General features: G+C 46.2%; 25 protein-coding genes. 17 read left to right on the plus strand and 8 right to left on the minus strand.

Annotated elements, in window-relative coordinates:
* Positions 1–23: 23 nt before the first annotated feature.
* Positions 24–1,517: a lipopolysaccharide biosynthesis protein gene (locus MD536_RS16980; protein ID WP_239602313.1), complete on the minus strand. Its 1,494-nt coding sequence runs from the start codon at positions 1,515–1,517 to the stop codon at positions 24–26.
* 85 nt (positions 1,518–1,602) lie between these two features.
* Between MD536_RS16980 and MD536_RS16985 the strand changes: the two genes are divergently transcribed.
* On the plus strand, positions 1,603–2,250 hold the full coding sequence (locus MD536_RS16985; RefSeq protein ID WP_239602315.1) for a hypothetical protein: 648 nt from the start codon (positions 1,603–1,605) through the stop codon (positions 2,248–2,250).
* Positions 2,251–2,664: 414 nt separating this feature from the next.
* On the opposite strand, the gene MD536_RS16990 is transcribed toward MD536_RS16985, so the two are convergent.
* The 3 genes from MD536_RS16990 to MD536_RS17000 are packed head-to-tail and all read right to left on the minus strand — an operon-like array spanning position 2,665 to position 4,591.
* Positions 2,665–2,826, minus strand: coding sequence for a hypothetical protein (locus MD536_RS16990; RefSeq protein WP_239602317.1), 162 nt, complete (start codon positions 2,824–2,826; stop codon positions 2,665–2,667).
* On the minus strand, positions 2,823–3,821 hold the full coding sequence (locus MD536_RS16995; RefSeq protein ID WP_239602319.1) for a cytochrome-c peroxidase: 999 nt from the start codon (positions 3,819–3,821) through the stop codon (positions 2,823–2,825). Before MD536_RS16995 ends, MD536_RS16990 begins: the two co-directional genes overlap by 4 nt.
* Positions 3,818–4,591, minus strand: a complete 774-nt coding sequence (locus tag MD536_RS17000; RefSeq protein WP_239602320.1) for an MbnP family protein — start codon at positions 4,589–4,591, stop codon at positions 3,818–3,820. Before MD536_RS17000 ends, MD536_RS16995 begins: the two co-directional genes overlap by 4 nt.
* Before the next feature lie 19 nt (positions 4,592–4,610).
* Here MD536_RS17000 and dtd point away from each other — a divergent pair, with 19 nt between their 5' ends.
* The 5 genes from dtd (at position 4,611) to MD536_RS17025 (ending at position 7,581) form a co-directional block, all read left to right on the plus strand.
* Complete coding sequence (gene dtd / locus MD536_RS17005) at positions 4,611–5,063, plus strand: D-aminoacyl-tRNA deacylase (RefSeq protein WP_239602322.1); 453 nt, start codon at positions 4,611–4,613, stop codon at positions 5,061–5,063.
* 40 nt (positions 5,064–5,103) lie between these two features.
* Positions 5,104–5,436: a nucleotide pyrophosphohydrolase gene (locus MD536_RS17010; RefSeq protein ID WP_239602323.1), complete on the plus strand. Its 333-nt coding sequence runs from the start codon at positions 5,104–5,106 to the stop codon at positions 5,434–5,436.
* Positions 5,437–5,499: 63 nt separating this feature from the next.
* On the plus strand, positions 5,500–6,954 hold the full coding sequence (locus tag MD536_RS17015; RefSeq protein WP_239602325.1) for a glycine--tRNA ligase: 1,455 nt from the start codon (positions 5,500–5,502) through the stop codon (positions 6,952–6,954).
* A 20-nt stretch (positions 6,955–6,974) separates the two neighbouring features.
* Positions 6,975–7,262: a hypothetical protein gene (locus MD536_RS17020; RefSeq protein WP_239602327.1), complete on the plus strand. Its 288-nt coding sequence runs from the start codon at positions 6,975–6,977 to the stop codon at positions 7,260–7,262.
* 49 nt (positions 7,263–7,311) lie between these two features.
* On the plus strand, positions 7,312–7,581 hold the full coding sequence (locus tag MD536_RS17025) for a hypothetical protein (protein ID WP_239602328.1): 270 nt from the start codon (positions 7,312–7,314) through the stop codon (positions 7,579–7,581).
* Between the two features lie 2 nt (positions 7,582–7,583).
* Here the strand turns inward: MD536_RS17025 and MD536_RS17030 are convergent, their stop codons facing one another.
* Complete coding sequence (locus MD536_RS17030) at positions 7,584–8,333, minus strand: ferredoxin--NADP reductase (RefSeq protein ID WP_239602330.1); 750 nt, start codon at positions 8,331–8,333, stop codon at positions 7,584–7,586.
* A gap of 104 nt (positions 8,334–8,437) precedes the next feature.
* Between MD536_RS17030 and MD536_RS17035 the strand changes: the two genes are divergently transcribed.
* Positions 8,438–8,809, plus strand: coding sequence for a transmembrane 220 family protein (locus MD536_RS17035; protein ID WP_239602332.1), 372 nt, complete (start codon positions 8,438–8,440; stop codon positions 8,807–8,809).
* 29 nt (positions 8,810–8,838) lie between these two features.
* Here MD536_RS17035 and MD536_RS17040 read toward each other — a convergent pair whose 3' ends face one another.
* Positions 8,839–11,835, minus strand: a complete 2,997-nt coding sequence (locus MD536_RS17040; RefSeq protein ID WP_239602334.1) for a T9SS type A sorting domain-containing protein — start codon at positions 11,833–11,835, stop codon at positions 8,839–8,841.
* A gap of 127 nt (positions 11,836–11,962) precedes the next feature.
* Between MD536_RS17040 and mfd the strand changes: the two genes are divergently transcribed.
* Both mfd and MD536_RS17050 read left to right on the plus strand, forming a co-directional pair.
* Entirely contained in the window at positions 11,963–15,388 is a 3,426-nt protein-coding gene (gene mfd / locus MD536_RS17045) for a transcription-repair coupling factor (protein ID WP_239602336.1), read from the plus strand.
* The gene (locus MD536_RS17050) at positions 15,385–16,059 is read left to right on the plus strand and encodes an HAD family hydrolase (RefSeq protein WP_239602338.1); all 675 of its coding nucleotides are present in this window, start codon (positions 15,385–15,387) and stop codon (positions 16,057–16,059) included. The genes mfd and MD536_RS17050 overlap by 4 nt, the downstream gene beginning before the upstream one ends.
* On the opposite strand, the gene MD536_RS17055 is transcribed toward MD536_RS17050, so the two are convergent.
* Positions 16,051–16,482: a GNAT family N-acetyltransferase gene (locus MD536_RS17055; protein WP_239602340.1), complete on the minus strand. Its 432-nt coding sequence runs from the start codon at positions 16,480–16,482 to the stop codon at positions 16,051–16,053. The genes MD536_RS17050 and MD536_RS17055 overlap by 9 nt on opposite strands.
* A 158-nt stretch (positions 16,483–16,640) precedes the next feature.
* Between MD536_RS17055 and MD536_RS17060 the strand changes: the two genes are divergently transcribed.
* The 3 genes from MD536_RS17060 to rnc all read left to right on the plus strand — a co-directional run bounded on the left by MD536_RS17060 (position 16,641) and on the right by rnc (position 19,011).
* Positions 16,641–16,877, plus strand: coding sequence for an acyl carrier protein (locus tag MD536_RS17060; protein WP_026751146.1), 237 nt, complete (start codon positions 16,641–16,643; stop codon positions 16,875–16,877).
* Between the two features lie 93 nt (positions 16,878–16,970).
* Positions 16,971–18,224: a beta-ketoacyl-ACP synthase II gene (gene fabF / locus MD536_RS17065; RefSeq protein WP_239602341.1), complete on the plus strand. Its 1,254-nt coding sequence runs from the start codon at positions 16,971–16,973 to the stop codon at positions 18,222–18,224.
* A gap of 55 nt (positions 18,225–18,279) precedes the next feature.
* The gene (rnc, locus tag MD536_RS17070) at positions 18,280–19,011 is read left to right on the plus strand and encodes a ribonuclease III (RefSeq protein ID WP_239602343.1); all 732 of its coding nucleotides are present in this window, start codon (positions 18,280–18,282) and stop codon (positions 19,009–19,011) included.
* Between the two features lie 298 nt (positions 19,012–19,309).
* Here the strand turns inward: rnc and mce are convergent, their stop codons facing one another.
* Positions 19,310–19,720, minus strand: a complete 411-nt coding sequence (gene mce, locus MD536_RS17075) for a methylmalonyl-CoA epimerase (RefSeq protein ID WP_239602345.1) — start codon at positions 19,718–19,720, stop codon at positions 19,310–19,312.
* Positions 19,721–19,852: 132 nt separating this feature from the next.
* Between mce and MD536_RS17080 the strand changes: the two genes are divergently transcribed.
* From MD536_RS17080 to MD536_RS17100, 5 genes are all read left to right on the plus strand, one after another.
* Positions 19,853–21,043 (plus strand): cysteine desulfurase family protein, encoded by a 1,191-nt coding sequence (locus MD536_RS17080; protein ID WP_239602346.1) that lies wholly within the window; start codon positions 19,853–19,855, stop codon positions 21,041–21,043.
* Positions 21,044–21,082: 39 nt separating this feature from the next.
* Entirely contained in the window at positions 21,083–21,415 is a 333-nt protein-coding gene (locus MD536_RS17085; RefSeq protein ID WP_234867889.1) for a HesB/IscA family protein, read from the plus strand.
* A gap of 90 nt (positions 21,416–21,505) precedes the next feature.
* Positions 21,506–22,231: a gliding motility-associated ABC transporter permease subunit GldF gene (gene gldF / locus MD536_RS17090; RefSeq protein ID WP_234867890.1), complete on the plus strand. Its 726-nt coding sequence runs from the start codon at positions 21,506–21,508 to the stop codon at positions 22,229–22,231.
* A 2-nt stretch (positions 22,232–22,233) separates the two neighbouring features.
* Entirely contained in the window at positions 22,234–23,940 is a 1,707-nt protein-coding gene (gene gldG / locus MD536_RS17095; RefSeq protein WP_239602347.1) for a gliding motility-associated ABC transporter substrate-binding protein GldG, read from the plus strand.
* Positions 23,941–23,946: 6 nt separating this feature from the next.
* Positions 23,947–24,900 carry a TerC/Alx family metal homeostasis membrane protein gene (locus tag MD536_RS17100; protein WP_239602351.1) on the plus strand — a complete coding sequence of 318 codons (954 nt, stop codon included), beginning with the start codon at positions 23,947–23,949 and terminating at the stop codon, positions 24,898–24,900.
* Positions 24,901–24,906: the final 6 nt, after the last annotated feature.

Consider the following 24,906-nt stretch of genomic DNA (forward strand, 5'->3'; position numbering starts at 1 on the left):
CTTTGTCTCCCCTTTCTCACGTCTCACGTCTGACGTCTCACTTTCTTCCATTCCCTCTCCTCCACCTTACTCACAAAATAAACAAACCCTGCCAGCAGTAGCAGCCCGGTGAGCAGGCTGAACCAGAGCGGGGAATAAGCCATCAGGATCAGGCGGTGAAGGCCTACTATCAGGCTAACCAGTACCAGGTAGGAGATAAGTTTCTTTTTCGCATAAGGCACAGGGTAATATTTTTGACCCCAGTAATAGCTGAGTATCATCATTACCAGGTAACAGGTAAAGGTGGCGATTGCTGCACCCAGGTAATGTAATACCGGTATCAGCAGGATATTCAGCAAAATGGTGATAACAGCACCGATCACCGTGATATAGGCCCCATAGAGATTTTTGCCGGTGAGTTTATACCATATACTGAGGTTATAATAAATACCCAGGAAGATATTACCCATCGCCAGCAAGGGCACAATATACATGCCCTCACCCCAGGCGGCCGACTTTAACGTGATGATCCATTTCAGGAAATCGAGGTTGAGGCCGATAAGCAGAAACATAAAACAACAGGCCAGCACAAAGAATTTCATCACACGCGCATAACCTTTTTGGGCGCCTTCTTCCCTGGACTGATTGAAAAAATACGGTTCTGCTGCCATCCGGAATGCCTGTATGAAAATCGTTATGAGCACTGCCAGCCGGTACACGTTGGCAAATATGCCCAGTTCATGTTTGGCCTCCGCTTCGGGCAGATCCACCACATGCTGATAGATCAGTCGGCTTAGTACATCATTCACCATGCCACCCAGGCCTACAATGATCAGCGGATAGCTATACTGCATTACTTCCTTAAAGAGCGCTTTATCAAAGTTCCATTCAAATCCGCGCAGTTCTTTCACCAGTAGAAGAAAGGTTAGGATACTGCCTAACAGATTACCTATTAAATACCAGCCGATTCCAATATCCAGTTGCTGGATCAGGCGAAGGGGACTCTCGGGATGCTTGCTTACATACCCGGGTAAAAAGCCCAGAAATAGGAATACAATTGAAACATTCAGGAGAATACCGATCAGTCGCACAAAAGCATATCTCCGGGGACGGTTTTCCTGTCTCAGTTTGGCAAAGGGCAGGGTGGAGAGGGTATCAAAAAGCAGGATCCCAATCATGTACAGAATATATTCCGGGTGTGCCTCCAGGTTAGCCCATCTCGCTATGCTTTCTTTATTAAAATAAAGAAGTGCTACAAAAACCAGGCTGGTGGTGAACAGCGAGATGGATATCGTGTTAAATAACTGGTGTTTATCCTTGTCCTGGCTGAATTTGAAATAGGCAGTTTCCATTCCATACGTGAATAAAATATTCAGAAATGGAATCATCGCATATACCTGGGTGATATCAGCGGTAACTGCCGGTTGTGCAAAAAGAAAGGGCAGGGCCATATTCATCAGGTAGCCCATAAAGCGGGCTACGATGGTGGGTACGCCATACCAAAGTGTTTGTCCGGCTAACTTTTTTATTCCGCTCAAATCTTGCTGGTTGTTTGGACAAAAATAGTCGGAATTCAACAGGCTGCCGGCATTTTGTACATTTGATCAACGAAAATCAGGGATTATGAAACAGATCAGCTTCTTTGCAGGACTTATTTTATTCTCAGTAATTGCAATGGCGCAGGCAAAATCCGTTCAGGGAATTGCCGAGTATCAAAAATCAAAACTGCCTGCTGCAGTTATTGAACTGCCTTATGCACCTTCTACAATTGAGGCGGCAGTAGATGAGCATTTCAGTAAAAAAGGACAAAAGCCGGCCAATGCTAAAGATTATAAAGTATTCAGGAATGTTGATTTGGGTGGTTCCGATCGCTACGATGCCTATCTGAAAGTGGAACGTAAGAGTCGAAAAGAAAAAGAAGCTGCTGTGGTTTATATGGTGGTTACCAAACCGAATGAACTGATCACTGCCAAGTCGGGTTCCGATCAGGCGGGAGTAAGCGAAGCACGGCACTTTCTGGATAAGTTGGTGCCTGATGTAGAAGAGTATCAGTTGAAGCTGGATATCGCGGCACAGGAAGAAGTAATTCGCAAAGCGGAAAAGAAATACACTTCCTTACTGAATGACTCCACTGATCTTTCCAAGAAAAAATTGCAATTGGAAGAAAAGATCACTGAGAACAGTCAATCCCTCCAAAGCCAGCAGGCCGAATTGGAAAAGGAGCGCCAGGCACTGGAGGCGATAAGGCAGAGGAGGAAGGGGGAGAAGTAGTATGGAAAAGGAGACAAAGGAGAAGGGAGAAAGGAAGATGGGGAATGGAAGATGGAGAAAAGGGAGAATGGATGAGGAAGGGAGGAAAGGGTATAGGCGTAGCGGTTCTGGGACGTTGTTGGGTTATTGGTGGGTCAAATGAATGACCTAGGAATACGTAGGAAGACGAAGGATGGCGTAGGATGAACAAAAAAAATTGATCTGAAGTGAAGGCTAACCTGGACGTTGTTTTGCTTTGCAACTCCCGCTGCTACAGCATTTGATGGCTGCAGGCTTCCATTTGGGAACCAAAAATAATTGGCTCATGTTTAGCCCTGATTGGCTCAAAATACACAGAATTTGGCCCAAATACTGCATAATTGGCTCACAAGTACCTCTAATTGGCTCACAAATACTCTTATTTGGCTCATAAATTTATAGATCAGCAAAATTGAATTCCCCCTTTGATTGGATTGCTTTCTCTTCCCAATCCGCTTCGATTACGGCTTCAGGAAAACTGTGTGCCTCCTTTGTTTCCTCTTCCTTTCCTCCATCTTCCATTCCTCCCTTCTCCTCTGTCCCCTCCTCACGACTCATCTTGTGAGGAATGGATCATTGATCAGTTTCTCATCGGTCAATGTCTTCAGGAATTCTGTCAGTAAAGAACGTTCCACTGCACTTAGCGGTATCGTCTGATTGTAATGCTGGTATACATCTTCCAGGTTCCAGAGGCGGCCGTCGTGCATATAGGGGAAAGTGAGTGCCACATTACGAAGGCTCGGTACTTTGAATTTGAGGGAATCTGCCTTACTACCGGTGATGCGCATGCGACCTACATCATTAAATGCAGGATTTAGTGGTAGTCCGTTGCTCATAAACTCCAGGTTGGTGAACAAGGGTTCCACATGACAACTGTTGCATTTTTTTTCCAGGAAGATTTTGTAACCTGCTTCCTGGTTTACATCAAATTGTGCCTGCCCGCGTTTTACCTGGTCGTATTTGGAATTGGCCGATACCAGCATCAGCATGTACTGTGATAAGGCTTTTGTCATAGTTGCCGTGGTGATCTCCGGACTCCCAAATACCCTGTCAAACTCCTTCTGATAATTGGCATCCGCATTCAGTTTATTTAAGACATTTTCGATGGTCTCGGCCATCTCATTGGGTGCAGTGATTGGCGCAAGCGGCTGCAGATCCAGGTGAGTAATCCCTCCATCATGATGAAAATTACTATGCCAGGCAAGGTTGAAGAGTCCGGGTGCATTGCGCGTAGTAAACTGATCATTAAAACCATGACTCAGATCGTGCTCAAAAGTGGCAAAGGCTGCAAAGGGTTGGTGACAGCTTACGCAGGGAAAGTTCCCATCTTTGGAGAGTCGTCCGTCAAAAAATAATTTTTTCCCGAGTTCCACTCCTTCTTTGGTAAGCGGGTTGGAACTGAAATCATAAACAGGGTCGGGCCATCCGGCTGGTTTTGGAAATTCGATGGATTCCAGTTTGCCCTTTCCTGCATCGTTTTTAGAACAGCTGATGCCCCATTGCATCAGGGCAAAGAGAAACAGGATCAGGGTGCTGTAATAAATCGATTTCATTCTTCCACACTGCTTTGGGTAACGGTAAACAACCCACTGAAATTGCGGGAGATATTCCATGCTAGTTCACCTGGGGTCATGGATACGGCATTGCTGGCAATGCTCAAAGGATAAGGACCTGTAAACCATTTTTCCAGCTCCACATCAATATCTACTACCAGTGTTTGTCCCGCTTTTAATTGGGCAGCTCCTGAAACCGGTAAACTGATAGTTTGGGCTGCATTATAGGGGATGCGAAAACCACCGATATGGTATTCAACCATATTGTTTGGAGTTGTGGCATCGGGGCTCCGACCTTCCAGTTTGGCGAATATATAACCGCTGTTCCAGGTCCAGAACATGCCTTGGAGTGGATCCAGTGCACCACTTTGCACACCACTTACATTACGGGCACTATCAACTCCCAATAAAAATTGAAAAGATTGATAACTGCCTGCGGGAATCCTTGTTTTTATTATAAGGCTTGCTGGTTGCGCTGCATCTGCCAGGTAATAAGGATCACCGGTGCTGTTGATAGTTCCTCCACCTACTCTTTGGCCGGTTATTTGTCCACTGTAAAACTTAAAAACCCTCGGTTCGAATCTTTCTGCGTTTGGAAGCGTATAGGTTTGGTCAAAGCTAATAGGAGTTCCTTGCATCAGGGGGTGAAAACGAAATTCCAGGTTGGCTTGCTCCGGGAGTTCATCCTCCCCGGCTTTTTGGCAGGAAGGTAAAATCCACAGGATCCAACAGAGCAGGGTAAGCGCAGAATATCTATTTTCGATCCTCACATAGGAAAGGTACAAATTAATGCGAGTAGTTATACAAAGGGTTGAATCTGCTTCGGTGGAAATTGACCAGAATCAGGTATCGGCAATTGGTCCGGGTTTGTTAGTGCTGGTAGGCATTGAAGATGCAGATACGGAGGAAGATATAACCTGGCTGAGCGCCAAGATTGTTCAGCTGCGGATTTTTAATGACGCGGAGGGTGTAATGAACTGTTCTCTTAAAGATATTGGCGGTGAACTGCTGCTGGTTAGCCAGTTCACCCTGCATGCCAGTACCAAAAAGGGAAATCGCCCCTCCTATATCCGGGCCAGCAAACCGCCTGTGGCAGTTCCACTCTATGAAAAACTGATCGCACGCCTGGAGGCTGAGCTGGGCAAACCCATTGGTACCGGGGTATTCGGCGCCGACATGAAAGTCTCCCTGGTCAACGATGGCCCTGTGACCATCCTCATGGACACCAAACAAAAAGAATAACCACCCGTCCGGTGGCACCGGACGGGTAAACGAAGAAAATATGCAAGACATAACCATAAAACAAGCGCAGCAGCAGGTGGATGAATGGATCCGCACCATCGGTGTCAGGTACTTTAATGAACTCACGAATCTGGGTATTTTGATGGAGGAAGTGGGGGAATTGAGCCGGCTCATGGTTCGGCAATACGGAGAGCAATCCTTCAAGGAATCTGACAAGGGCCGCGAGCTCGGGGATGAAATGGCCGATGTACTTTGGGTGCTGATCTGCCTGGCCAACCAAACAGGCGTAGACCTGAACGCTGCCTTCCAAAAGAATATGGCCAAAAAAACCCTCCGGGATCAGGACCGCCATCGCTCCAACGAAAAACTCTAACGCTTCCCTTCACCCGTCCGGTGCCACCGGACGGGTGAAGTATTTTACTATATTTGCGCACCTATGGCAAGTGATAACAATAAGTTTCAGGCGATTATTTCCCATTGTAAGGAATACGGGTTCATTTTTCCCTCCAGTGAGATCTATGATGGATTGAGTGCCGTATACGATTATGGTCAGTATGGCAGTGAGCTGAAGAAGAATATCCGCGACGACTGGTGGAAGTGGATGACCCAGTTGCATGAAAATATTGTTGGGATCGATGCGGCCATTTTTATGCATCCTACCACCTGGAAAGCCAGCGGTCACGTGGATAATTTCAGTGACCCGATGATCGATAACAAGGACAGCAAGAAACGCTACCGGGTTGACCATCTTATTGAAGCCCACGTTGAAACCCTGTCTGAAGAAGCTGGAAATGCCCTGTTAACCCAAATGGACCAGCTACTGGCAAAAGAAGATTTTGCCGGACTCAAATCCCTTATCGAAGAAAATAAGATCAAATGCAGTATCAGTGGTACCTGTAACTGGACAGATGTACGCCAGTTCAACCTGATGTTTGCCACAGAATTTGGTGCAGTAAGTGGTGAAAATGATGATAATATGGTATACCTGCGGCCCGAAACTGCCCAGGGTATCTTTGTAAACTTCCTGAATGTGCAGAAAACCGGCCGGATGAAAATCCCCTTCGGGATTGCCCAGGTCGGTAAAGCTTTTAGAAATGAAATCGTTGCCCGGCAGTTCATTTTCCGCATGCGGGAGTTTGAACAGATGGAAATGCAGTTTTTCATACGCCCCGGCACACAAAAAGAATGGTACGAATACTGGAAAGCGGAACGCATGAAATGGCACCTGGGACTGGGTATCCCGGCTGACCGCTACCGGTTCCACGACCATGTTAAACTGGCCCATTACGCAGATGCGGCCTGTGATATCGAGTACAATTTCCCCATTGGTTTTAAAGAGGTAGAGGGTATTCATAGTCGGACTGATTTTGATCTTCGTAATCATCAGGAGTACAGTAAGAAAAAAATGCAGTATTTTGACAATGATTTAGACGCGAATGGAAAACCGTATGGAAACTATATTCCGTATGTAATAGAAACCTCCATCGGGCTCGACCGCACGGTGATGATGGTTCTCAGCGAAGCCTATGAAGAACAGGATCTTAGCACACCCGACAAACAAGATAGCCGGGTTGTATTAAAGTTTCCACCCAAATTAAGTCCAATAAAATTGGCCATTCTGCCTTTAGTTAAGAAAGATGGCCTGCCTGAGATCGCCCGCCAGCTGATGGATGATTGCAAGGGGTCCTTCCGGTGTTTCTATGAAGAGAAGGATACCATTGGTAAACGTTATCGCCGGCAGGACGCCATCGGTACACCTTTTTGTATTACCATCGACCATCAGACCAAGGAAGATGGTACAGTGACCGTTCGGTATCGGGACAGTATGACGCAGGAAAGAATACCTATGAGTGCCGTAAAAGGGATGGTTGAAAAAGCCATCGCGTCGTAACAATTTTATTGACTTACACTATGATGCAAATTACTGTACACTTTGGAGTGATTGCTCTTGGATTAGGAGCTGCCGTATGCGTTGGCCTGTTGTTCCGAATGGGCCAGGTAGGATCCCTGCGGAAACAAATCATGGAACTGGAGCGGGAAAAGATGCAGGATCATGCAGAAATCCTTCAACTTCAGAAGCAACTCGCTGATTTACAGCACTCAAGAGCCAGTCAACAAACCCCTACGCCCGTGGTCCCCTTGATTGAGAAAGATCTGGGCGCAGGCGACTTATCGAAAAACAAGCGGGCCTCGCAATAAGCAGGCAATAAGGCAGATAGGGGGGCGTTATAGATTCAAACCAATATCTATGATGCCATCCAGTATCAATATGGTCGTCCTGTTGGGCGCTGTTGCGGTATTCACCGTCGGAGTGCTGCTTGGTTTTGTGTGTCGGAACAGACAACTGCAAAAATCTCAAAAAAGAATCCTGGAATTGGAAACGGAAATGGTGAACAACCATGCCGAAATTCTGCGTTTACACAAACTGACTGCAGAACAGGAAGAACCGGAATTGGAGAAAGTTCCTGTGATCAGCCTGCATAAAGCCAAAGATGCGATTGTAAGAAAGCATTCCTGAGCTTATCCGTATAATTCCTGGTGAATATCTTTTTTCTCAAATCCCAACGCGAGAATTCGCTGCTTGGCTTCATCTATCATATTCTTCCAGCCACAGAGATAAAAATGGGCCGGATAGTTTCCTTCCGGTTTCTCCTGCTTTTTTTCCTTGCAAATCTCCTCATACACCTGGTGTACATAACCGGTCCTTACCAAATGATCCCCTGCCTCTTCCCTTGAAAAGGTTGGGATATAATGAAAGGAGGGAACAGCCGTTTCCAATTGCTTTAATTCAGGACCATACAAACAATCCCCAAATTTCCGGCAACCAAATATCAGGTAGATATGCTGATGCGGTACATTGTTTTCCAGTATATAATGGGTCATGGACCGAAAAGGCGCTACTCCCGTTCCCGTACAAATGAAAAACAGATCCCGCTCGATTGATTCAGGTAATACAAATACACCTGCTGGTCCGCGAAAAGTTAACTCTGACCCTACCTCCACTTTATTAAACAGGTATTCTGTTCCCAAGCCTCCTTCCAGTAACACAATCACCAGCTCAAATACATTCGTGCCATCTGGCCAGGAGGCAATGGAATAACTGCGCCACCTTTTATTCTTCTGCTCATGAATCGGTAAATCCAGGGTCACAAACTGCCCCGGTTTGAAATCAAATCGTTCCAGCTCCGGTACCTGGATCCAGAAACGTTTGGTACTGGAGGTTTCATTTTCTATGCGGATGACCTTTCCGGTTTGCCAGGGGGGGAGCATAGGCAGCAATTTGTAGTAAGTTAAGGAAAAGGGGGGAATGGAAGATGGGGGAAGGGAAGATGGAGGAAGGAAGAGGGATTCCGGAATTTTCCGATCTTACAAGTATGAAATGGGTAAACTATATATTCCTTGTGCTTTTCCTGCTGAGTGCAGCGCTGCAATACAATGATCCGGATCCTTATTTGTGGATTCCTATTTATTTATGGGGTGCCTGGCTTTGTTGGCTGGCTCTTAAGAAAAAATTTCCGTCGGTTCTATACCTTTTGTCTGCCTTGTTTTACATCGGCTATGCTACCTGGCTTTTCATAGCACCCGACGGGGTGATCAGTTGGGCAAAGGAACATGATGCCGAAAGTCTTGTACAAACAATGAAAGCCACCAAACCCTGGATTGAACAATCCCGCGAATTTGGTGGCCTGCTTATATTACTGCTTTCGTTATTCTTGAATTGGTTCCTCGCCCGGAAAAAGACCTGATGCATATCTTTTTAGCCCTTTCCTCCATACTAGTTCTTCAAAAACTTCTTCACAAACTGCTGCTTGTAATCATTACTGGTTATGGTCAGGATATAGGTTCCTCTCGATAGCCTGCTGACATCAATGCTTCCATTCTGATAGCCACCAGTTCTCTTCAAAATCAACTGTCCATTCAGGTTATATACCTGGATCACCAGCTCTTTCACCTCAAACATGTTTCCGACCCGGTACTCCAGGTTGTTACTGGTTATGGTTGGATAAGAGAAGCGGATAAAGTTTTTATCATTGCGCACCGGATCATTCACGCCGGTTCCAACATTCGGTTTGAAATTCGGCTGCGGTATCGTAGTGAAATACATCCCGTTACCATGCGTTCCTACCAATAACACATTGTCCTGCGGACGATAAGCCAGTGATGTTACTACTGCATAATTCAGGGTTCTTCCACCTTCCCGCTTCCATACAATAGGTTTACTGGCGGTAATGGAATCACGAATGCTGATAGCACTGTACAAGCCTACAGAAGTTCCCACATAATATTCCGTAAACTCATTGCCGGTTGCATCCTTACGCGCAACGATGGCACAACTGCGTATAGACGGCAGTGTTAGATTACCTTCCACCATGGTCCAGGTCGGATTGGCGGATTTCGCATTATTGGTTGACCAGATATTGAAATCGCGCCTGGTATTTCCTCCAACGGTTACCTGGTAATTGGTGTACACTACCATAATTTCATTGTCATCATTCGGATTGATGGCAATTCCTCCTACACAAACCCGGGCTGAATTCAGGATGGTATTTATTGCCGGAGGCGTAATTTCTACCGGCTGGGTTGCAGGTGCTGCATTTCGTGGATCATTCAACCGGAATACTCTTCCCTCTGTTGTTCCAATATACATTGTACTCGCTGGGGTATAAGGCCCATGACTGAGTTTGATAGCCCGAATGCCAATATCGTTTCCAGATGGATTGGCAGCATTGGTTTTTGCAGCTACACCGGTTAATTCTGTCCAGCCACTGCCTGCTGTTACAGTGGTGGCATTGGTAGTTCTGAAGATGCGGTTGAAATTGGCGTAATATAAGTTCTCCGGATTATCATTATCCAGGCTAAAATAGGTAACGAATTCACCTTCACCTCCTCCCGGATTTGCAGTTAACCCACTGGAGGGCTCTATTGCATTGGCTGCATTGGGTGTGAGCCGAACCAGTGTTCCCAGCTGACTTGTCACAAATAAGGTGTAATCACTGAAGTTGATGAATTTGCCAATGGCAGCAGCACCACCATCACCCGATCCTGCCTGAACATGATCATTCACATTTCCATTTCTGAAATAAGCACCATTGTCCTGCATGCCTCCAATGAAATTATTCACCTGGTTGCCGGTTGCACGATGCTCCAGGTTCACATGATAATATTGGGTTGTCTGATAACCGGTAATCATTGTCCAGTCAACCGGCAAAGTTTCAGAATCGGTACCCATGATATTATCTGTTATATGCAGGCCTCCATCTGTTGCACAGAGCGCACGATTTGGATTGGTGGGGTCAAACACCAGGTTGTGTATATCCGGGTGGTTATTATCGTAATTAGCTACAGGGAATGTAGTAGCAGATGCTCCCCAGTATTTATAACCACCAATCCAACTGGTGGAAGTAGTGTTGGAAAATCCATTGGTAGAACGATACAGGTTGGTTCCTCCTACAAATACCACATTCGGATTATCTGGTTTTACCGTCAGCAACATATTATACCCACCCTGTAAAGCAAGCGGATCAATGCCATCCCGTTGTCCCGGGAAATTGGGCATATTCGAACTCAAATTGGTAAAGGTCGAATTGCTGAAATCAAACTTGAAAAGATCTGCCTCCGGCGAACCACTGCTTCCTTCCTGAGAAAGGCCATTTTCATACATGGCGTACAATATATTATTATTGGATGGCGCCAGCGCGATGATAATTCTTTTCGCTGCTGTGGTTGGCGCTCCTGCACTGTTATAGGAGTTCGCTCTCCAGCCCTGTATGGAATCCTGGTTTACTGTCTGGCCACCCGCGAATCTGGTCCAGGAATTGGTATTCCCGGTTGCACTTACCCATAACCCACGCAGGTCCTGATCTGCAAATCCTCCATTTACTGCCAGGTACACTCTTCCTGTACTCGTTACCGCAACATCCAGTTGTCCATTGTCTGCTGCTGCAGGCTGAGTTCCTGCAAATACTTCCTGGAAACTCACGCCTTCATCTGTACTTCTCAATAATCTTCTGTGTCCGGCTACATATACATGCCCGTTTACGGGGTTGACTACAATTTTATGTACGATATCAAAGGGGGCATCAAATACCTCCAGGCTTCCCTGGAAGGTGCTGGTTACCCGCTGCCAGGTGGCCCCATTATCGGTTGATTTAAATAAGCCATTTCCCAGGTAAAAAGCGCCTCCCGCAGAGGGTGAAGCTGAGTTGCCTAATGGCTCACCCCCACCCGCATACCAGATATTCTGTTTACCGGTTCTTGGATCCTGCGCTATTGCAGTTACATTGTGAATTTCATTGTCCGGGGTTACTTTGGTCCAGCTGCTTCCTCCATCGGTAGACCTGAACAAACCTCCACTCACCGCACCGGCTATGATTACATTATTTCCTGCTGTTCCAAACCGAACATCAAATGCTACCGCACGGGTACGACCCCCGAAATTGGCTGGTCCCGCAGCCTGGTAAGTATTATCCGCGAAAGGCGATAACCATCCTGCCTGCTCCTGCTCCCGAACCGGAATCCTTCTTGCGATCGCCAACTCCCTGTCCATTACGCCAATAGGGAAAATGCCGGTTCCTCCATCCTTCAGCATATCGTACTCATATTGTACGCGCTGTTGACTAAAAAAGGCCCGCTCGGCCTGAGTTTTCTTTTTCCTGGGTTTATTTCCCCGGTAAATAGAACCGTTTTCCTGGGTATCAGCAGAAAATAAAAGAATGCCGGCAAGGATGACAGTTACTGTGGTAAGTGAGGCAGCAGTTATGACTTTGTTCATACGGAGTAGTTAAAGCCTACGTTTTTTTACAAAACGTTTTTATAAGCTTAGTGGTTGACACAAGTTATAAAAAACTATTCGTATTACCTTTGCACCCTTCACCCCCTTAACCGGGGGTATTTGTGTAATGAATTTGGAACATTTACTGGAGCAGTACGCTAAAGACCCCCGCCTCTTTCAATTGGCGGACAGGCTCACTATGTCCGTACCCCAGCACCTCGTGCTGAAAAACCTGACCGGCAGCTCCCCGGAATTCTTGCTGACAGCGCTTTTCAAACATTCAGTCTCGGAACAACTCAATCATGTTGTTGTACTTAACGATGCGGAAGAAGCAGCATACTTCCACAATACCCTGGAAAGTTTGTCCAAAGCACTGGATCTTTTTTATTTCCCTTCTTCCTTCCGTATCAAAAAAAATTACCGGCTGCTGAATAGCAGTCACGTTATGCTGCGAACGGAAGCCCTGACCCGACTCAGTGCAGGGGGTAATAAAAAGATGGTGATCACCTATCCCGAAGCGCTGTTTGAAAAACTGGTACGACCAGAAACGCTCAGTGGTAATATCATTCGCATTAAAGTGAATGATACCCTGGATACGGTTAAACTCTATGAACAGTTGACCGATGCAGGTTTCACCCGGACTGATTTTGTCTATGAACCCGGACAATTTGCTGTTCGTGGAGGCATCCTCGATATCTACTCCTTTGGCAATGAAAAACCGTATCGGGTTGAACTTTTCGGTAATGAGGTGGATAGCATCCGCCTCTTCGACCCTGAATCACAGCTAAGCGAGCGAAAACTTTTGCAGGTTAATATCATTCCGAATGTGCAGGCTGAAATGCCGGATGAAGCTACCATCTCCCTGTTTGATTATTTCCCAGAGAATACGGTGGTTTGGATGAACGACTGGACCTTTGTAAAAGAACGCCTCGAACTGCAGGAAGAAGAATTGGATTTGTTCCTCACCCGAAATGAAGCGCATGTTGCCCGCGAAGAAGAGGAAGAAGATAAACTTATTCGCACGGTTATTAAAAAAGATGAGTTTCTCACAGCTGAGGAGATTGCATCTATTCTTCAACACCATCATATCGTTGAACTCGAAGGCCATGCCAATTGGCAGGGAAGAGTAGCTTATGAAGTAGATTTTCAAACCCGTCCGCAGCCTGCTTTCAACCGCCAGTTTGAATTACTCATCAAAGATTTGCAACAATGGGAGAAGAAGAAATTTCAATTGTTTCTCTTCGCGGAAAATCCCAAACAGCTGGAGCGATTACACAGCATTTTTGCCGACCTTAAAGCTGAAATCAATTTCACTCCGATTCCCGCAGCTATTCACGGAGGATTTATTGATGAAGGATTGAAACTGGTTTGTTATACCGATCACCAGATCTTTCAGCGGTATCACAAGTACAAGGTTAAACAGGCCTACAATAAAAACAAGGCGCTGACCATTCGTACCCTGCGTGAATTACAACCCGGTGATTTCGTATCACATATTGATCATGGGGTAGGAGTATACAGTGGCTTGCAGAAACTGGATGTGAATGGCAAATTGCAGGAAGCTGTTCGTATCATTTATAAGGACAGTGATATCCTCTATGTGAATATCAACTCCCTGCATAAAATTTCCAAATACACCGGTAAAGAAGGCACCGTTCCAAAAGTAAACAAACTGGGTAGTGATGCCTGGGCCAAACTCAAAGAGAAAACCAAGACCCGCGTTAAGGAAATCGCTTTCGATCTGATCCAGTTATACGCACAACGTAAAGCGCAAACCGGATTCCAGCACACTCCGGATACCTATCTGCAAACGGAGCTGGAAGCTTCCTTCATTTATGAAGACACACCGGATCAAAGCAAGGCTACCGCGGATGTGAAAAAAGATATGGAATCACCTTCGCCCATGGACCGATTGGTTTGTGGTGATGTAGGTTTTGGTAAAACTGAAGTCGCTATTCGGGCTGCCTTCAAATCAGTGGTAGATGGTAAACAGGCTGCTGTTTTGGTACCTACTACGATTCTTGCTTTTCAGCATTATAAAACATTCTCAGATCGCCTGCGTGATTTTCCGGTGACCGTGGATTATATCAACCGGTTCAAATCTGCTAAGGAGAAAAAAGAAACACTCAAACGCGTTGAAGAAGGCAAGATTGATATACTGGTGGGTACGCATGCCATCCTGGCCAAAGATGTAAAATTCAAGGACCTGGGCATTCTCATCATTGATGAAGAACAGAAATTTGGTGTAGCACACAAAGAGAAAATCAAAACGCTTCGTACCAACGTAGATTGCCTCACCCTAACTGCTACCCCTATCCCAAGAACCCTGCAGTTCAGTCTGATGGGCGCACGGGATCTGAGTATCATGAATACACCGCCGCCTAACCGGCAACCCATTCAAACAGAAGTGCAGGTGTACAATGAAGATTTTATACGGGATGCGATCTATTTTGAAACTGAAAGAGGCGGACAGGTTTTCTTTATTCACAACCGCGTGAAAGGCCTGGCAGAAATGGCGGCCATCATTCAGAGTCATTGTCCCGATTTAAGTATTGGCTATGCACACGGACAAATGGAAGGTCATGAACTGGAAGAGCGTATCCTGGATTTCATCGATAAGAAATACGATGTATTGGTTTGTACCAATATCGTTGAGAGTGGTGTGGATATTCCCAACGTGAATACAATCATTATCAACAACGCACACCAGTTTGGATTAAGTGACCTGCATCAGTTGAGAGGGCGTGTGGGCAGAAGTAATAAAAAAGCCTTCTGTTATTTGCTGGCACCGCCGATGAGTACCCTGCCTTCGGATTCTAAAAAAAGACTCCAGACATTGGAGCAACACAGTGAACTGGGCAGTGGATTCCAGATTGCCATGCGCGACCTGGATATCCGCGGAGCCGGTAACCTGCTTGGGGGCGAACAGAGTGGATTCATGGCTGAGATCGGATTTGAAATGTACCAGAAGATCCTGGATGAAGCGATCAGAGAACTGAAACGCACTTCCTTCCGCGAACTGTTCAAAGAAGAAATTGCACGGCAGGAAGATTATGTGCAGGATTGTACCATTGATACCGATCTGGAAATACTGATCCCGGATGAATATGTTGAAAGTATTGGCGAACGTTTGTCCTTATACCAGCGCCTCGACAACTGTGAAACAGAGGATGAATTGCAGGCTTTCCACCAGGAAATGGGCGATCGTTTTGGTCCGGTTCCTCCGCAGGTGGAAGATCTCTTTGATACCGTGAGGATTCGCAAACTCAGTGTGGAACTTGGATTTGAAAAGCTCTTGTTGCGCGACCAGGTACTGAAATGTTTCTTCGTTAACAAACACGATTCACCTTATTTTGAATCAGAACTGTTTCATAGTATCCTGGCTTATCTTCAAACCTATACCAACAATGCACGCCTGAAACAAAGCGGAAAGAATTTCCTGCTGGTAGTGGAAGGCATGAAGGATATGGCAACCATATTGACCTTCCTGCAACGGATGCACAAGCAGGTAGTGGAAATTCCCCAAACAAAAGAAAAAGAACCAACCATATGATATCGGCCATCTTATTTGATCTCGACGGAGTGATCCTGGATTCCAACCCTGTTATTGAAACATTCTGGGGCAAGTGGGCAGAACGGGAAGGTATCCCTTTTAATAAACAGATCATTAAGGAAAAGATTCATGGAAGAACTACCTGGGAAACGATTCATACACTATTTCATCACGCAGATGATGTACGCAAACAGGAAATTTATGATGATGGCGTATCCTTTGATTTAACCATGCAGCCAGCCCTGATTCCGGGCGTGCAGGAATTTATTTCGGGTATTGCTGACCGTGGGTTACCCTTTATATTAGTTACGAGTTCCCCTCATAAACGTGCCTGGCATTTTTTACACCAGCAAGGGTTGGATCAGCATTTCACCGACAGCATCACCATGGAAGATGTAACCAAAGGCAAACCGGATCCTGAGCCCTATCTGAAAGGTGCAGCCAAATTGGGTATAAATCCGGAAAACTGCCTGGTATTTGAAGATTCCGACAGTGGTATCAAATCAGGATTAGCTGCGGGTATGCGGGTTGTGGCTGTGAACAACAGCAATTTTGATCATGAACGTGTGATCTGGATGATTCGAGATTTCACTGAGTTGCAGGTAGAGGCGCAACAACTGCGATTGAAAGGTCAAGGGGATTCCGGAAAACTTGCTTTTCGCCTACCGTAAGCGTTTTTCCATGATGTAGTGAGGAATCGTCACCTCTTCAAATTCCTCACTGGAGATCTGGTAACCCAGGTGTTCATAGAAGCCAACTGCTGTTTTTCGGGCATGCATGGTGAGGCGTTTGAAACCCTGGTCGCGGGCGATATTTTCGGCAAAGTTCATCAGTGCCCGGCCAATTCCTTTGCCCTGCAGGTTATTATTGACTGCCATCTGGCGCAGGCGAACCACACCATCCCCTTCATTTACCAGCATACAACAGCCCAGCATCTTATCATCATCAAAAGCCCCGATCAGGATTTGATCTTTCTCCTGCATCAGTTCCTCCTGGCTAAAACTCAGTCCCAATGGCTTACGCAGGATTTCATCCCGCAACTTGATCATTTGCTGGTATTCCGGAGTGCCGTGGTCAATGATTTTAAGTGCCATCTGCTGCGTTTTGTGCTGTTCGGATTTGTAATTTAAAAAAATTTACTACTATGTGTTAGCTTATCAGCCAGATTTCGGGTCAGAAATTAAAAAAAGCATCAAAAATTGTTATTTACCCAAAAAGTATATTTTTGCAGCCGTAACTAAACTTTACTACAATGTCAGACATCGCAACAAGAGTTAAAAAGATCATTGTTGACAAATTAGGAGTAGACGAAGCAGAAGTAACTAACGAAGCTTCTTTTACCAATGATCTTGGAGCTGACTCTCTGGATACAGTAGAACTGATCATGGAATTCGAAAAAGAATTCAACATCTCTATCCCGGATGAGCAGGCCGAAACCATAACTACTGTAGGCCAGGCTGTTGCTTATTTAGAAGAGCACGCTAAGTAAACGGAACTCCGTTTCAGGCAATATTTAATCCGCCTCTCGAAAGCATTTCCGCTAAGAAGGCGGATTATTCACTTTTAAAATCCGGCAATCTACATGGAACTTAAAAGAGTTGTAGTCACAGGTATGGGTGCGCTGACTCCGATCGGGAATACCCTGGAGGAGTACTGGCAGGGTCTGATTAATGGCACTCCCGGCGCTAACAATATCACTTTGTTTGATGCCTCCAAATTCAAAACAAAGTTTGCCTGTGAGGTTAAGAACTTTGATCCAACGCAGTTTCTCGATAAAAAGGAAGCCCGAAAAATTGACCGGTTCACCCAGTTTGCCCTGGTAGTTTCAGATGAAGCTATGGCAGATGCGGGACTGAATCGCGAAAATGTCAACCCTGATCGTACAGGGGTGGTATTCGGCAGTGGAATCGGTGGACTGATTACCTTCCAAAATGAGGTAATGGACTTCGCCAAAGGCGATGGCACTCCGCGATTCAATCCCTTCTTCATTCCCAAGATGATCCTGGATATTGCAGCCGGACAAATCTCTATGCGCCACAACCTGCGCGGTCCCAATTTTGCTGTAGTGAGTGCCTGTGCGAGCAGTACCAATGCTATTATTGAAGCTGTTAACCTGATTAAGCTGGGCAAAGCAGATATCATCGTAAGTGGTGGTTCTGAGGCAGTTATCAGTGAAGCAGGGGTAGGTGGATTCAATGCCATGAAGGCAATGAGTGAGCGCAATGACGAGCCCGCTACCGCCAGCCGTCCTTATGATAAAGACCGGGATGGATTTGTAATGGGTGAAGCAGCCGGTATCCTGATCCTGGAAGAACTGGAGCATGCGAAAGCCCGTGGTGCCAAAATCTATTGCGAAATTGCCGGTGGTGGCGCTACCGCGGATGCGCATCACATTACAGCTCCCCATCCGGAAGGATTAGGCGCGCGCAATGTAATGCTGGCGGCCCTGGAAGATGCGGGAATGCAGCCATCCGATATCGACTACATCAATACACATGGTACTTCAACTCCTTTGGGGGATGTAGCTGAGGTAAAAGCAATCATGAACGTGTTTGGCGAACATGCCTATAACCTGAATATCTCTGCTACCAAGTCGATGACCGGGCATTGTCTGGGTGCGGCTGGGGTAATTGAGGCCATCGCGGCAATTCAGGCAGTGGTGCATGATATCGTTCCGCCAACCATCAATCACTTTACGGATGATCCGGAACTGGATCCCCGGCTGAATTTCACATTCAACAAAGCACAAAAACGCACGGTACGGGCTGCCCTGAGCAATACATTTGGCTTCGGCGGACACAATGCCTGTGTGATTGTGAAGAAATTTGAGGGTTAATTTAGTAAGTCTGGCGCCAAACGCTTAAATTGACCCCGGTAACTAAACGAAATCTGTGGGTTTATTTGATAGCATTCTGAAAGGTTCCTCTCCCGAAACGACGGAGTTCAAGAAACAATTGAAAAACGTACTCGGGTTTGCGCCTGGAAATACCGACCTATATAAAACTGCACTGACGCACCGGTCGGTAAAGGATTCTTCTGCAGATAACAATGAGCGGCTGGAATACCTTGGCGATGCCATTTTAAGTGGTATTGTGGCTGATTTTCTCTTCAAAAAATACCCCTATCGCGAGGAAGGTTTCCTGACAGAGATGCGCTCCAAGATGGTCAACCGGGTAACCCTCAATGAAGTGGCTATCAAAATGGGCCTCAAAAAAATCGTCTATTTCAACAAGTTTGATAATTCTCTCAAGGTGAGCCAGATCTTTGGCAATACCCTGGAAGCAGTGGTAGGGGCTGTGTACCTGGATAAGGGATTCAAGAAAACCCGTACCTGGGTTTTGGAGCGGATCATCCTGCCCTATATGTTTATGGATGATCTGGAACTGCTCGAAATCAATCACAAGAACAAATTATACGGTTGGGCCAACAAAAATGGCAAGAACCTCGAATTTGAAACCCTTGAAGAGAAGTTTGAGGGAGGCCGCCGCCTCTTCACCATCGGTGCGGTGGTAGATGGCCAGTTGCTCGCCCAGGGCAAGGCCTACAATAAAAAAGACGCCAGCCAGGTAGCTGCCCAGGCCGCCGTGGAGAAGCTGGGGTTGAATAAGGAAAGTGAGACCTAGTATGGAAGATGGAGGAATGGAAGAGGGAGAAGGGAGACAAAGGAGAAATAGGAGCTCTGATTCCAGTTCCCCGAAGTATCCTTATTCGATTCCGGAACGCTTCACGGACGCTTCACGGACGATCCCAGAACAGTGAAACAATAGTGCCGGAGCGGTTCCAATTGACTGACTGGTCACATGAAAGCAGCCGAATGGATAGAGAAAAGACGCCGAATGGCTGAAAAAGTGAAAAGTGAAAGGTGAAAAGTGAAAGTTAGTGAAAAGAAGAAGGTGAAAGGGGAAGGATCTTTTTCACGTCTCACTTTTCACCTTTCACCTCCATGCACAGCTCCACCAACACCCCTGTCGTTCCCTTCGGATGTAAAAAACAGACCAGCTTATTATCCGCACCGGGTTTGGGTTCGGGATTGAGGAGTTCAAATCCTGCTGCGCGGAGGCGGTCCATTTCAGCATAAATATCTTCCACGGCAAACGCAATATGATGCATGCCTTCACCCTTTTTCTCTATGTAGCGGGCGATTACTCCCTGCGGGTCGGTGCTTTCAAGTAATTCAATTTTGCTTTCTCCCGCTGCAAAAAAAGCGGTACGCACTTTCTCTGTTATCACTTCTTCGGTCTTATAGCAAGGTGTATTCAAGAGGGCTTCATAGAGCGGGATCGAGGTTTCCAGGCTTTTTACAGCAATCCCGATATGTTCAATTTTATTCATGTGTCACCTGATTTTTGAACCAGAGGAAGTGTGCTCGGAGCAGGACATCCACCAGCAATTCAAAGATAAGGGGTGGTTTTGCTGACTTTACCCTTATCCGAACGATTGCTTGTAACTTTATGTTCTAAGTATATGGAAACTCCTTTTCAGGTACCGGTTTATCTGGATAACAATGCCACCACCCCCATGGATCCGAGGGTGCTGGAGGCCATGATGCCCTATTTCACCAAACAGTTTGGCAATGCCGCCAGCAGGTCACACGCCTATGGCTGGGCTGCAGAGGAAGCAGTTGAGCTCGCACGTGAACAGGTGGCCCGGTTGATCGGAGCCATTCCCCAGGAAATTGTATTTACCTCAGGGGCTACCGAAGGAGTGAATCTGGCTATCAAGGGCGTGGCAGAAATGTATGCCTCCAAGGGTAATCATATTATTACCTGCCAAACCGAACATAAAGCTGTAATCGATACCTGCAAGCACCTGGAAAAAAAAGGACTGGAAATCACCTGGTTGCCGGTAGATTCAACCGGGATGATCAACCTGCAGGAACTGGAAGCCGCAATCCGGCCCACTACAATCCTGATTGCCATCATGTATGCCAACAATGAAACAGGCGTAATTCTGCCTGTTCGGGAAATCGGGGCGATTGCTAAAAAGCATGAAGTGCTCTTTTTTACCGATGCCACCCAGGCAGCAGGAAAGATCCCGGTGGATGTGGTCACTGATCATATTGATATTTTAACCCTTTCAGCGCATAAAATCTATGGTCCCAAAGGTGCCGGAGCTGTATACGTGAGAAGAAGGGATCCCCGGGTTCGACTAACCGCGCAAATGGATGGCGGAGGTCATGAACGTGGGATGCGTTCGGGTACGTTGAATGTACCGGGCATAGTGGGACTAGGAAAAGCGGCTGATCTATGCAGGTTGGAAATGGAGGCAGAGGCAGCGCGACTTACAGCTTTGCGAAACCGCCTGGAAGAGGGAATCTTATCAATACCGGGGGTGGTCCTGAATGGACATCCATCCAACCGGTTACCTCATACCCTGAATATCTCCTTTCCCGATCGGGATTCCAATAGCCTGCTCTTACAGTTTAACAAAAAACTGGCCTTGTCTGCTGGTTCGGCCTGCACTTCTGCAACCCTGGAACCGTCTTATGTATTGAAAGCCATGGGTTTCTCAGATGAGCGATCCTATTCAGCCCTTCGCTTTGGCCTGGGCCGCTTCACCACAGAAGCTGAAATTGAGTGGGTGCTGGAATTGTTCAGGCAGGAATTTCACTCCGCCTCGGCGGATGCCACCCGTCCGGTGCCACCCGTCCGGTAAAAAATGTAAATTTGTATATCGAAACAAACGGAGACGACTATGTTATTTGTAAGTGATAAAGCAAAGGATAAAGTATTGAAGCTGCTGGATGAGGCAGATGTAAACAAAACCGGGGACTATTTCCTGCGGGTTTCCGTTGTGGGAGGAGGATGCTCCGGACTCAGCTACAAACTGGATTTTGACAATGTGAGCAAACCGGCCGACCAGGTATTTGAAGATAATGGCATCAAGGTAGTAACCGATTTGAAGAGTTTTCTCTACCTGGTAAATACCACCCTGGAATTCTCCGACGGCCTCAATGGTAAAGGTTTTTATTTCAGTAACCCCAATGCCAGCAGAACCTGCGCCTGCGGGGAAAGCTTTGCAGTATAAGGTATGTGAGACGTCAGACGTGAGATGTGAGACGAGGAAATTCAGCGTCTCACGTCTCACGTCTCACATTTCACCTTATTTTTACCCCCTATGTGGTCAATTGCTAAAAAAGAGTTCAGGCAGTTTTTTGGAAGTCTGACTGGCCTGGTGGCTATCGTCGTTTTCCTGCTGCTAAACGGACTTTTTCTTTTTGTATTTCCCGATTCCAGCATACTGGATTATGGTTATGCGAGCCTGGATAAGTTCTTCCAGCTTGCACCCTGGATCCTGCTCTTCCTGGTTCCGGCTGTTACCATGCGCAGTTGGTCCGATGAATTCAGGGCAGGAACTTTTGAAATCCTGGCAACCCGGCCACTGAAACCATCCCAACTGGTAGTTGGAAAATTCCTGGGTGCCTATGCCATCGTGGTAATTGCACTGCTCCCTACCATCCTCTATGCGTTCAGCGTTCAGGCATTGGCGGTAGACAAAGGCATCGATTGGGGTGGCACTATCGGATCCTATATCGGACTGTTTTTGCTGGCTGCTGTTTTTACTGCCATCGGTACCTGGTGTAGCAGCCTGAACTCCAATAGCGTAATCGCCTTTCTATTAAGTGCATTTATGTGTTTCATTTTATATACCGGCTTCAACGCGCTGAGCCAGTTACCCGCCCTGCAGGGAAATGCCGATTATCTGCTGCAAAAAATCGGTATCGATTTCCATTATCAAAGCATCAGCAGGGGCGTAGTAGATAGTCGGGATATCATTTATTTCGGCAGCGTAATTGCTTTTTTCCTGCTCATCACCAACCGTAAAATTGCGCTGAACCAGTAAGTATGAAAAAGAACCTGCTTTCCAACAAATTTTATTGGATGCTTTTACTGCTGGTTGTTATCGCAGTAAACTGGCTCGCGGAACAAGTTCCGGTGAGATTAGATCTTACTGCAGAAGGTCGATACACATTATCATCACCTACCCGCAAGCTCTTAAACGAAATTGAAGAACCTGTACAGATCGATGTCTTATTAAGTGGCGAATTACCCGCCGGCTTTAAGAAACTCGCCGCCAGTACCGATGATCTGTTGCGCGAATTCAAAGCTGTTGGGAAATCCAATATCCGGTTTCAGTTTATTAAACCCGGAGAAGGATTGAATGATACAGCAAAAGCGATCCTGTATGATTCCCTATCGCGCCTGGGACTCAACCCTACTAACATTAAGGCGCAAACGAAGGAAGGAGAGGGACAGGAAGAGCGCCTGGTATTCCCGGGTGCCGTCATCCAGCACAAGGGAAGAACTACTGCAATTGATTTATTGCAGGGCGTGAGTGCAGCAGGCGGACTCGAATCACTTAACACGGCAGAAGCCTTGCTCGAATTCAAGTTTGCCAATGCAATCAAACAACTGAACCAGGATACCGTTCCTCTGATAGGCTACCTGGTTGGAAATGGACAACCTCTTACCTACCAGGTCCAGGATCTGATTGAAAATGTATTGCGTAAAAATTATGCGTTCCGCATACTTCCTATTGATAGCGTGGGATTGATCCCCCCGGTTTTTGATGCCCTGATCATAACCAAGCCTACCAGCACTTTTAGTGATGAACAGAAAATTAAACTGGATCAATATGTGATGCAGGGCGGAAAACTGCTTTGGATGATTGATAAGCTTTATGCAGAGATGGACAGTCTCCAGCGTACGCAAAATGAATTTATTGCCTTTGACCGCGGACTCGAACTGGATGACCTGCTATTCCGCTATGGCGTACGCATCAACCAGGATCTCCTGCAGGACCTGAATGCAGATAAAATGCCTTCCGTTATTGGTTCAGTGGGAGGCAAACCTCAAATTCAATTGCTTCCCTGGTTTTATAGTCCGCTGCTGTCCAATTACAGCGGTCACCCGATTGCCAAAAACCTGGATTATGTGTTGACCCAGTTTCCCAATACCCTGGATACGGTGGAAGCTAAAGGAATTCAGAAAACGATTTTATTGGCCAGCTCCCAACAGGCACGCACACTCGAAACGCCTGCTAAAGTGAGCTGGAATTCAGTGCAAACGGAAGAAGACTTCAACACCTTCAATAAATCGAGCATCCCGGTTGCGGTATTGCTGGAAGGGAAATTTACTTCTCATTATGCGAATCGCCTGAGTACAGAACAGAGAACATTCATAACCGCACAGGGACAAACAATTAATACACAATCTCCCGAAAGTAAAATGATTGTCATTGCGGATGGAGATATCGCCCTGAATGCAGTAACCCAGAATGAAGGTCCGCTTCCGATGGGCATGAATCCCTATACCAAGTTCCAGTTTGCGAATCGTGATTTCATTCAAAATTCCATTGAATACCTCGTAGATGAATCCGGTATCCTGGAAACCAGGGCCAAGGATTTCAGTCTGCGTTTACTGGATCAGAAGAAACTGGAAGAAAGCAAAACCAACTGGCAACTGATCAATATTGTGGTACCGATCCTGTTGATGATTGCCTTTGGATGGGCTTTCCACTATTTCAGAAAGCTGCGCTATCAGCATAAATAAGAGAACATGACACCCGAACAGATTACGTATTTAGTATTTGGCATCGTTGTAGTGCTGGCCCTGGTATTTGACCTCGGGTTGATGAGTAAAAAATCATCTGAGGTAACTATGAAAAAAGCGTTGGGGCAAACCATTTTCTGGGTTTCCCTGGCGCTTGGATTTTTTGTATTTGTATGGTTTGAAGATGGACAAAAACCAGCATTGGAATACCTCAGTGCTTACCTGATGGAATGGTCGCTCAGCATCGACAATATCTTTGTATTCATACTCATCTTCACTTTCTTTGGCGTAAAGCAGGAATATGTGCCGAGAGTCTTGCTGATTGGAATTATCCTCGCCATTGTTTTCCGCATCATTTTCATATCGGTTGGTATTGTGCTGATTGAACGTTTTGAATGGTTACTATATGTTTTCGGAGCATTGCTGCTGTATACCGGTATCAAAATGTTTACAGCAAAACACGATGAAGAGACAGATATGTCGGAGAATACAGTGTATAAGTTCCTGCAGCGTATACTCCCGCTGGTGGCGCATGATGGTGGTGGTAAGTATACGATCATGAAAGATGGAAAACGGTATTACACCAGCATGTTTGTGGTGGTGATTATGCTGGCAACCACCGATATTGTATTTGCACTGGATTCCATTCCGGCGGTATTTGCTATCTCCCAGGATCGGATGGTGGTATATACGTCCAATATTTTTGCGGTTCTGGGATTGCGTTCCTTGTTCTTCCTGCTGAAAGGTGCAGTGAATAAGTTTTCTTATCTGCAACAGGGAATTGCGATTGTATTGGTGTTTATCGGCGCAAAAATGCTGATAGCATATTTTGATATTCATATGCCAATCTATGTTTCCTTGCTCGTGATTGTGTTTTGTATTAGTGCTTCCATCGTTTATTCGATTTATGTGGCCAATCAAAAGGCCGCCAAAGAGCTCGCGTCCAAAGAACCTGAATAAACAAAC

It is taken from the genome of Flavihumibacter cheonanensis (assembly GCF_022352215.1).
Classification (GTDB): Bacteria; Bacteroidota; Bacteroidia; order Chitinophagales; family Chitinophagaceae; genus Flavihumibacter; species Flavihumibacter cheonanensis.

Excerpts from the sequence above, each read along its gene's own strand:
- MD536_RS17050 (WP_239602338.1), top strand. The coding sequence starts at position 15,385 with ATGATATCGGCCATCTTATTTGATCTCGACGGAGTGATCCTGGATTCC.
- MD536_RS17040 (WP_239602334.1), bottom strand. The coding sequence starts at position 11,835 with ATGAACAAAGTCATAACTGCTGCCTCACTTACCACAGTAACTGTCATC.
- MD536_RS17010 (WP_239602323.1), top strand. The coding sequence starts at position 5,104 with ATGCAAGACATAACCATAAAACAAGCGCAGCAGCAGGTGGATGAATGG.
- gldG (WP_239602347.1), top strand. The coding sequence starts at position 22,234 with ATGAAAAAGAACCTGCTTTCCAACAAATTTTATTGGATGCTTTTACTG.
- mfd (WP_239602336.1), top strand. The coding sequence starts at position 11,963 with ATGAATTTGGAACATTTACTGGAGCAGTACGCTAAAGACCCCCGCCTC.
- gldF (WP_234867890.1), top strand. The coding sequence starts at position 21,506 with ATGTGGTCAATTGCTAAAAAAGAGTTCAGGCAGTTTTTTGGAAGTCTG.
- fabF (WP_239602341.1), top strand. The coding sequence starts at position 16,971 with ATGGAACTTAAAAGAGTTGTAGTCACAGGTATGGGTGCGCTGACTCCG.
- MD536_RS17035 (WP_239602332.1), top strand. The coding sequence starts at position 8,438 with ATGAAATGGGTAAACTATATATTCCTTGTGCTTTTCCTGCTGAGTGCA.
- MD536_RS16985 (WP_239602315.1), top strand. The coding sequence starts at position 1,603 with ATGAAACAGATCAGCTTCTTTGCAGGACTTATTTTATTCTCAGTAATT.
- MD536_RS16990 (WP_239602317.1), bottom strand. The coding sequence starts at position 2,826 with ATGAGTCGTGAGGAGGGGACAGAGGAGAAGGGAGGAATGGAAGATGGA.
- MD536_RS16995 (WP_239602319.1), bottom strand. The coding sequence starts at position 3,821 with ATGAAATCGATTTATTACAGCACCCTGATCCTGTTTCTCTTTGCCCTG.
- MD536_RS17080 (WP_239602346.1), top strand. The coding sequence starts at position 19,853 with ATGGAAACTCCTTTTCAGGTACCGGTTTATCTGGATAACAATGCCACC.
- MD536_RS17055 (WP_239602340.1), bottom strand. The coding sequence starts at position 16,482 with ATGGCACTTAAAATCATTGACCACGGCACTCCGGAATACCAGCAAATG.
- MD536_RS17100 (WP_239602351.1), top strand. The coding sequence starts at position 23,947 with ATGACACCCGAACAGATTACGTATTTAGTATTTGGCATCGTTGTAGTG.
- MD536_RS17015 (WP_239602325.1), top strand. The coding sequence starts at position 5,500 with ATGGCAAGTGATAACAATAAGTTTCAGGCGATTATTTCCCATTGTAAG.
- MD536_RS17025 (WP_239602328.1), top strand. The coding sequence starts at position 7,312 with ATGATGCCATCCAGTATCAATATGGTCGTCCTGTTGGGCGCTGTTGCG.
- MD536_RS17030 (WP_239602330.1), bottom strand. The coding sequence starts at position 8,333 with ATGCTCCCCCCCTGGCAAACCGGAAAGGTCATCCGCATAGAAAATGAA.
- MD536_RS17060 (WP_026751146.1), top strand. The coding sequence starts at position 16,641 with ATGTCAGACATCGCAACAAGAGTTAAAAAGATCATTGTTGACAAATTA.
- mce (WP_239602345.1), bottom strand. The coding sequence starts at position 19,720 with ATGAATAAAATTGAACATATCGGGATTGCTGTAAAAAGCCTGGAAACC.
- MD536_RS17020 (WP_239602327.1), top strand. The coding sequence starts at position 6,975 with ATGATGCAAATTACTGTACACTTTGGAGTGATTGCTCTTGGATTAGGA.
- dtd (WP_239602322.1), top strand. The coding sequence starts at position 4,611 with ATGCGAGTAGTTATACAAAGGGTTGAATCTGCTTCGGTGGAAATTGAC.
- MD536_RS17085 (WP_234867889.1), top strand. The coding sequence starts at position 21,083 with ATGTTATTTGTAAGTGATAAAGCAAAGGATAAAGTATTGAAGCTGCTG.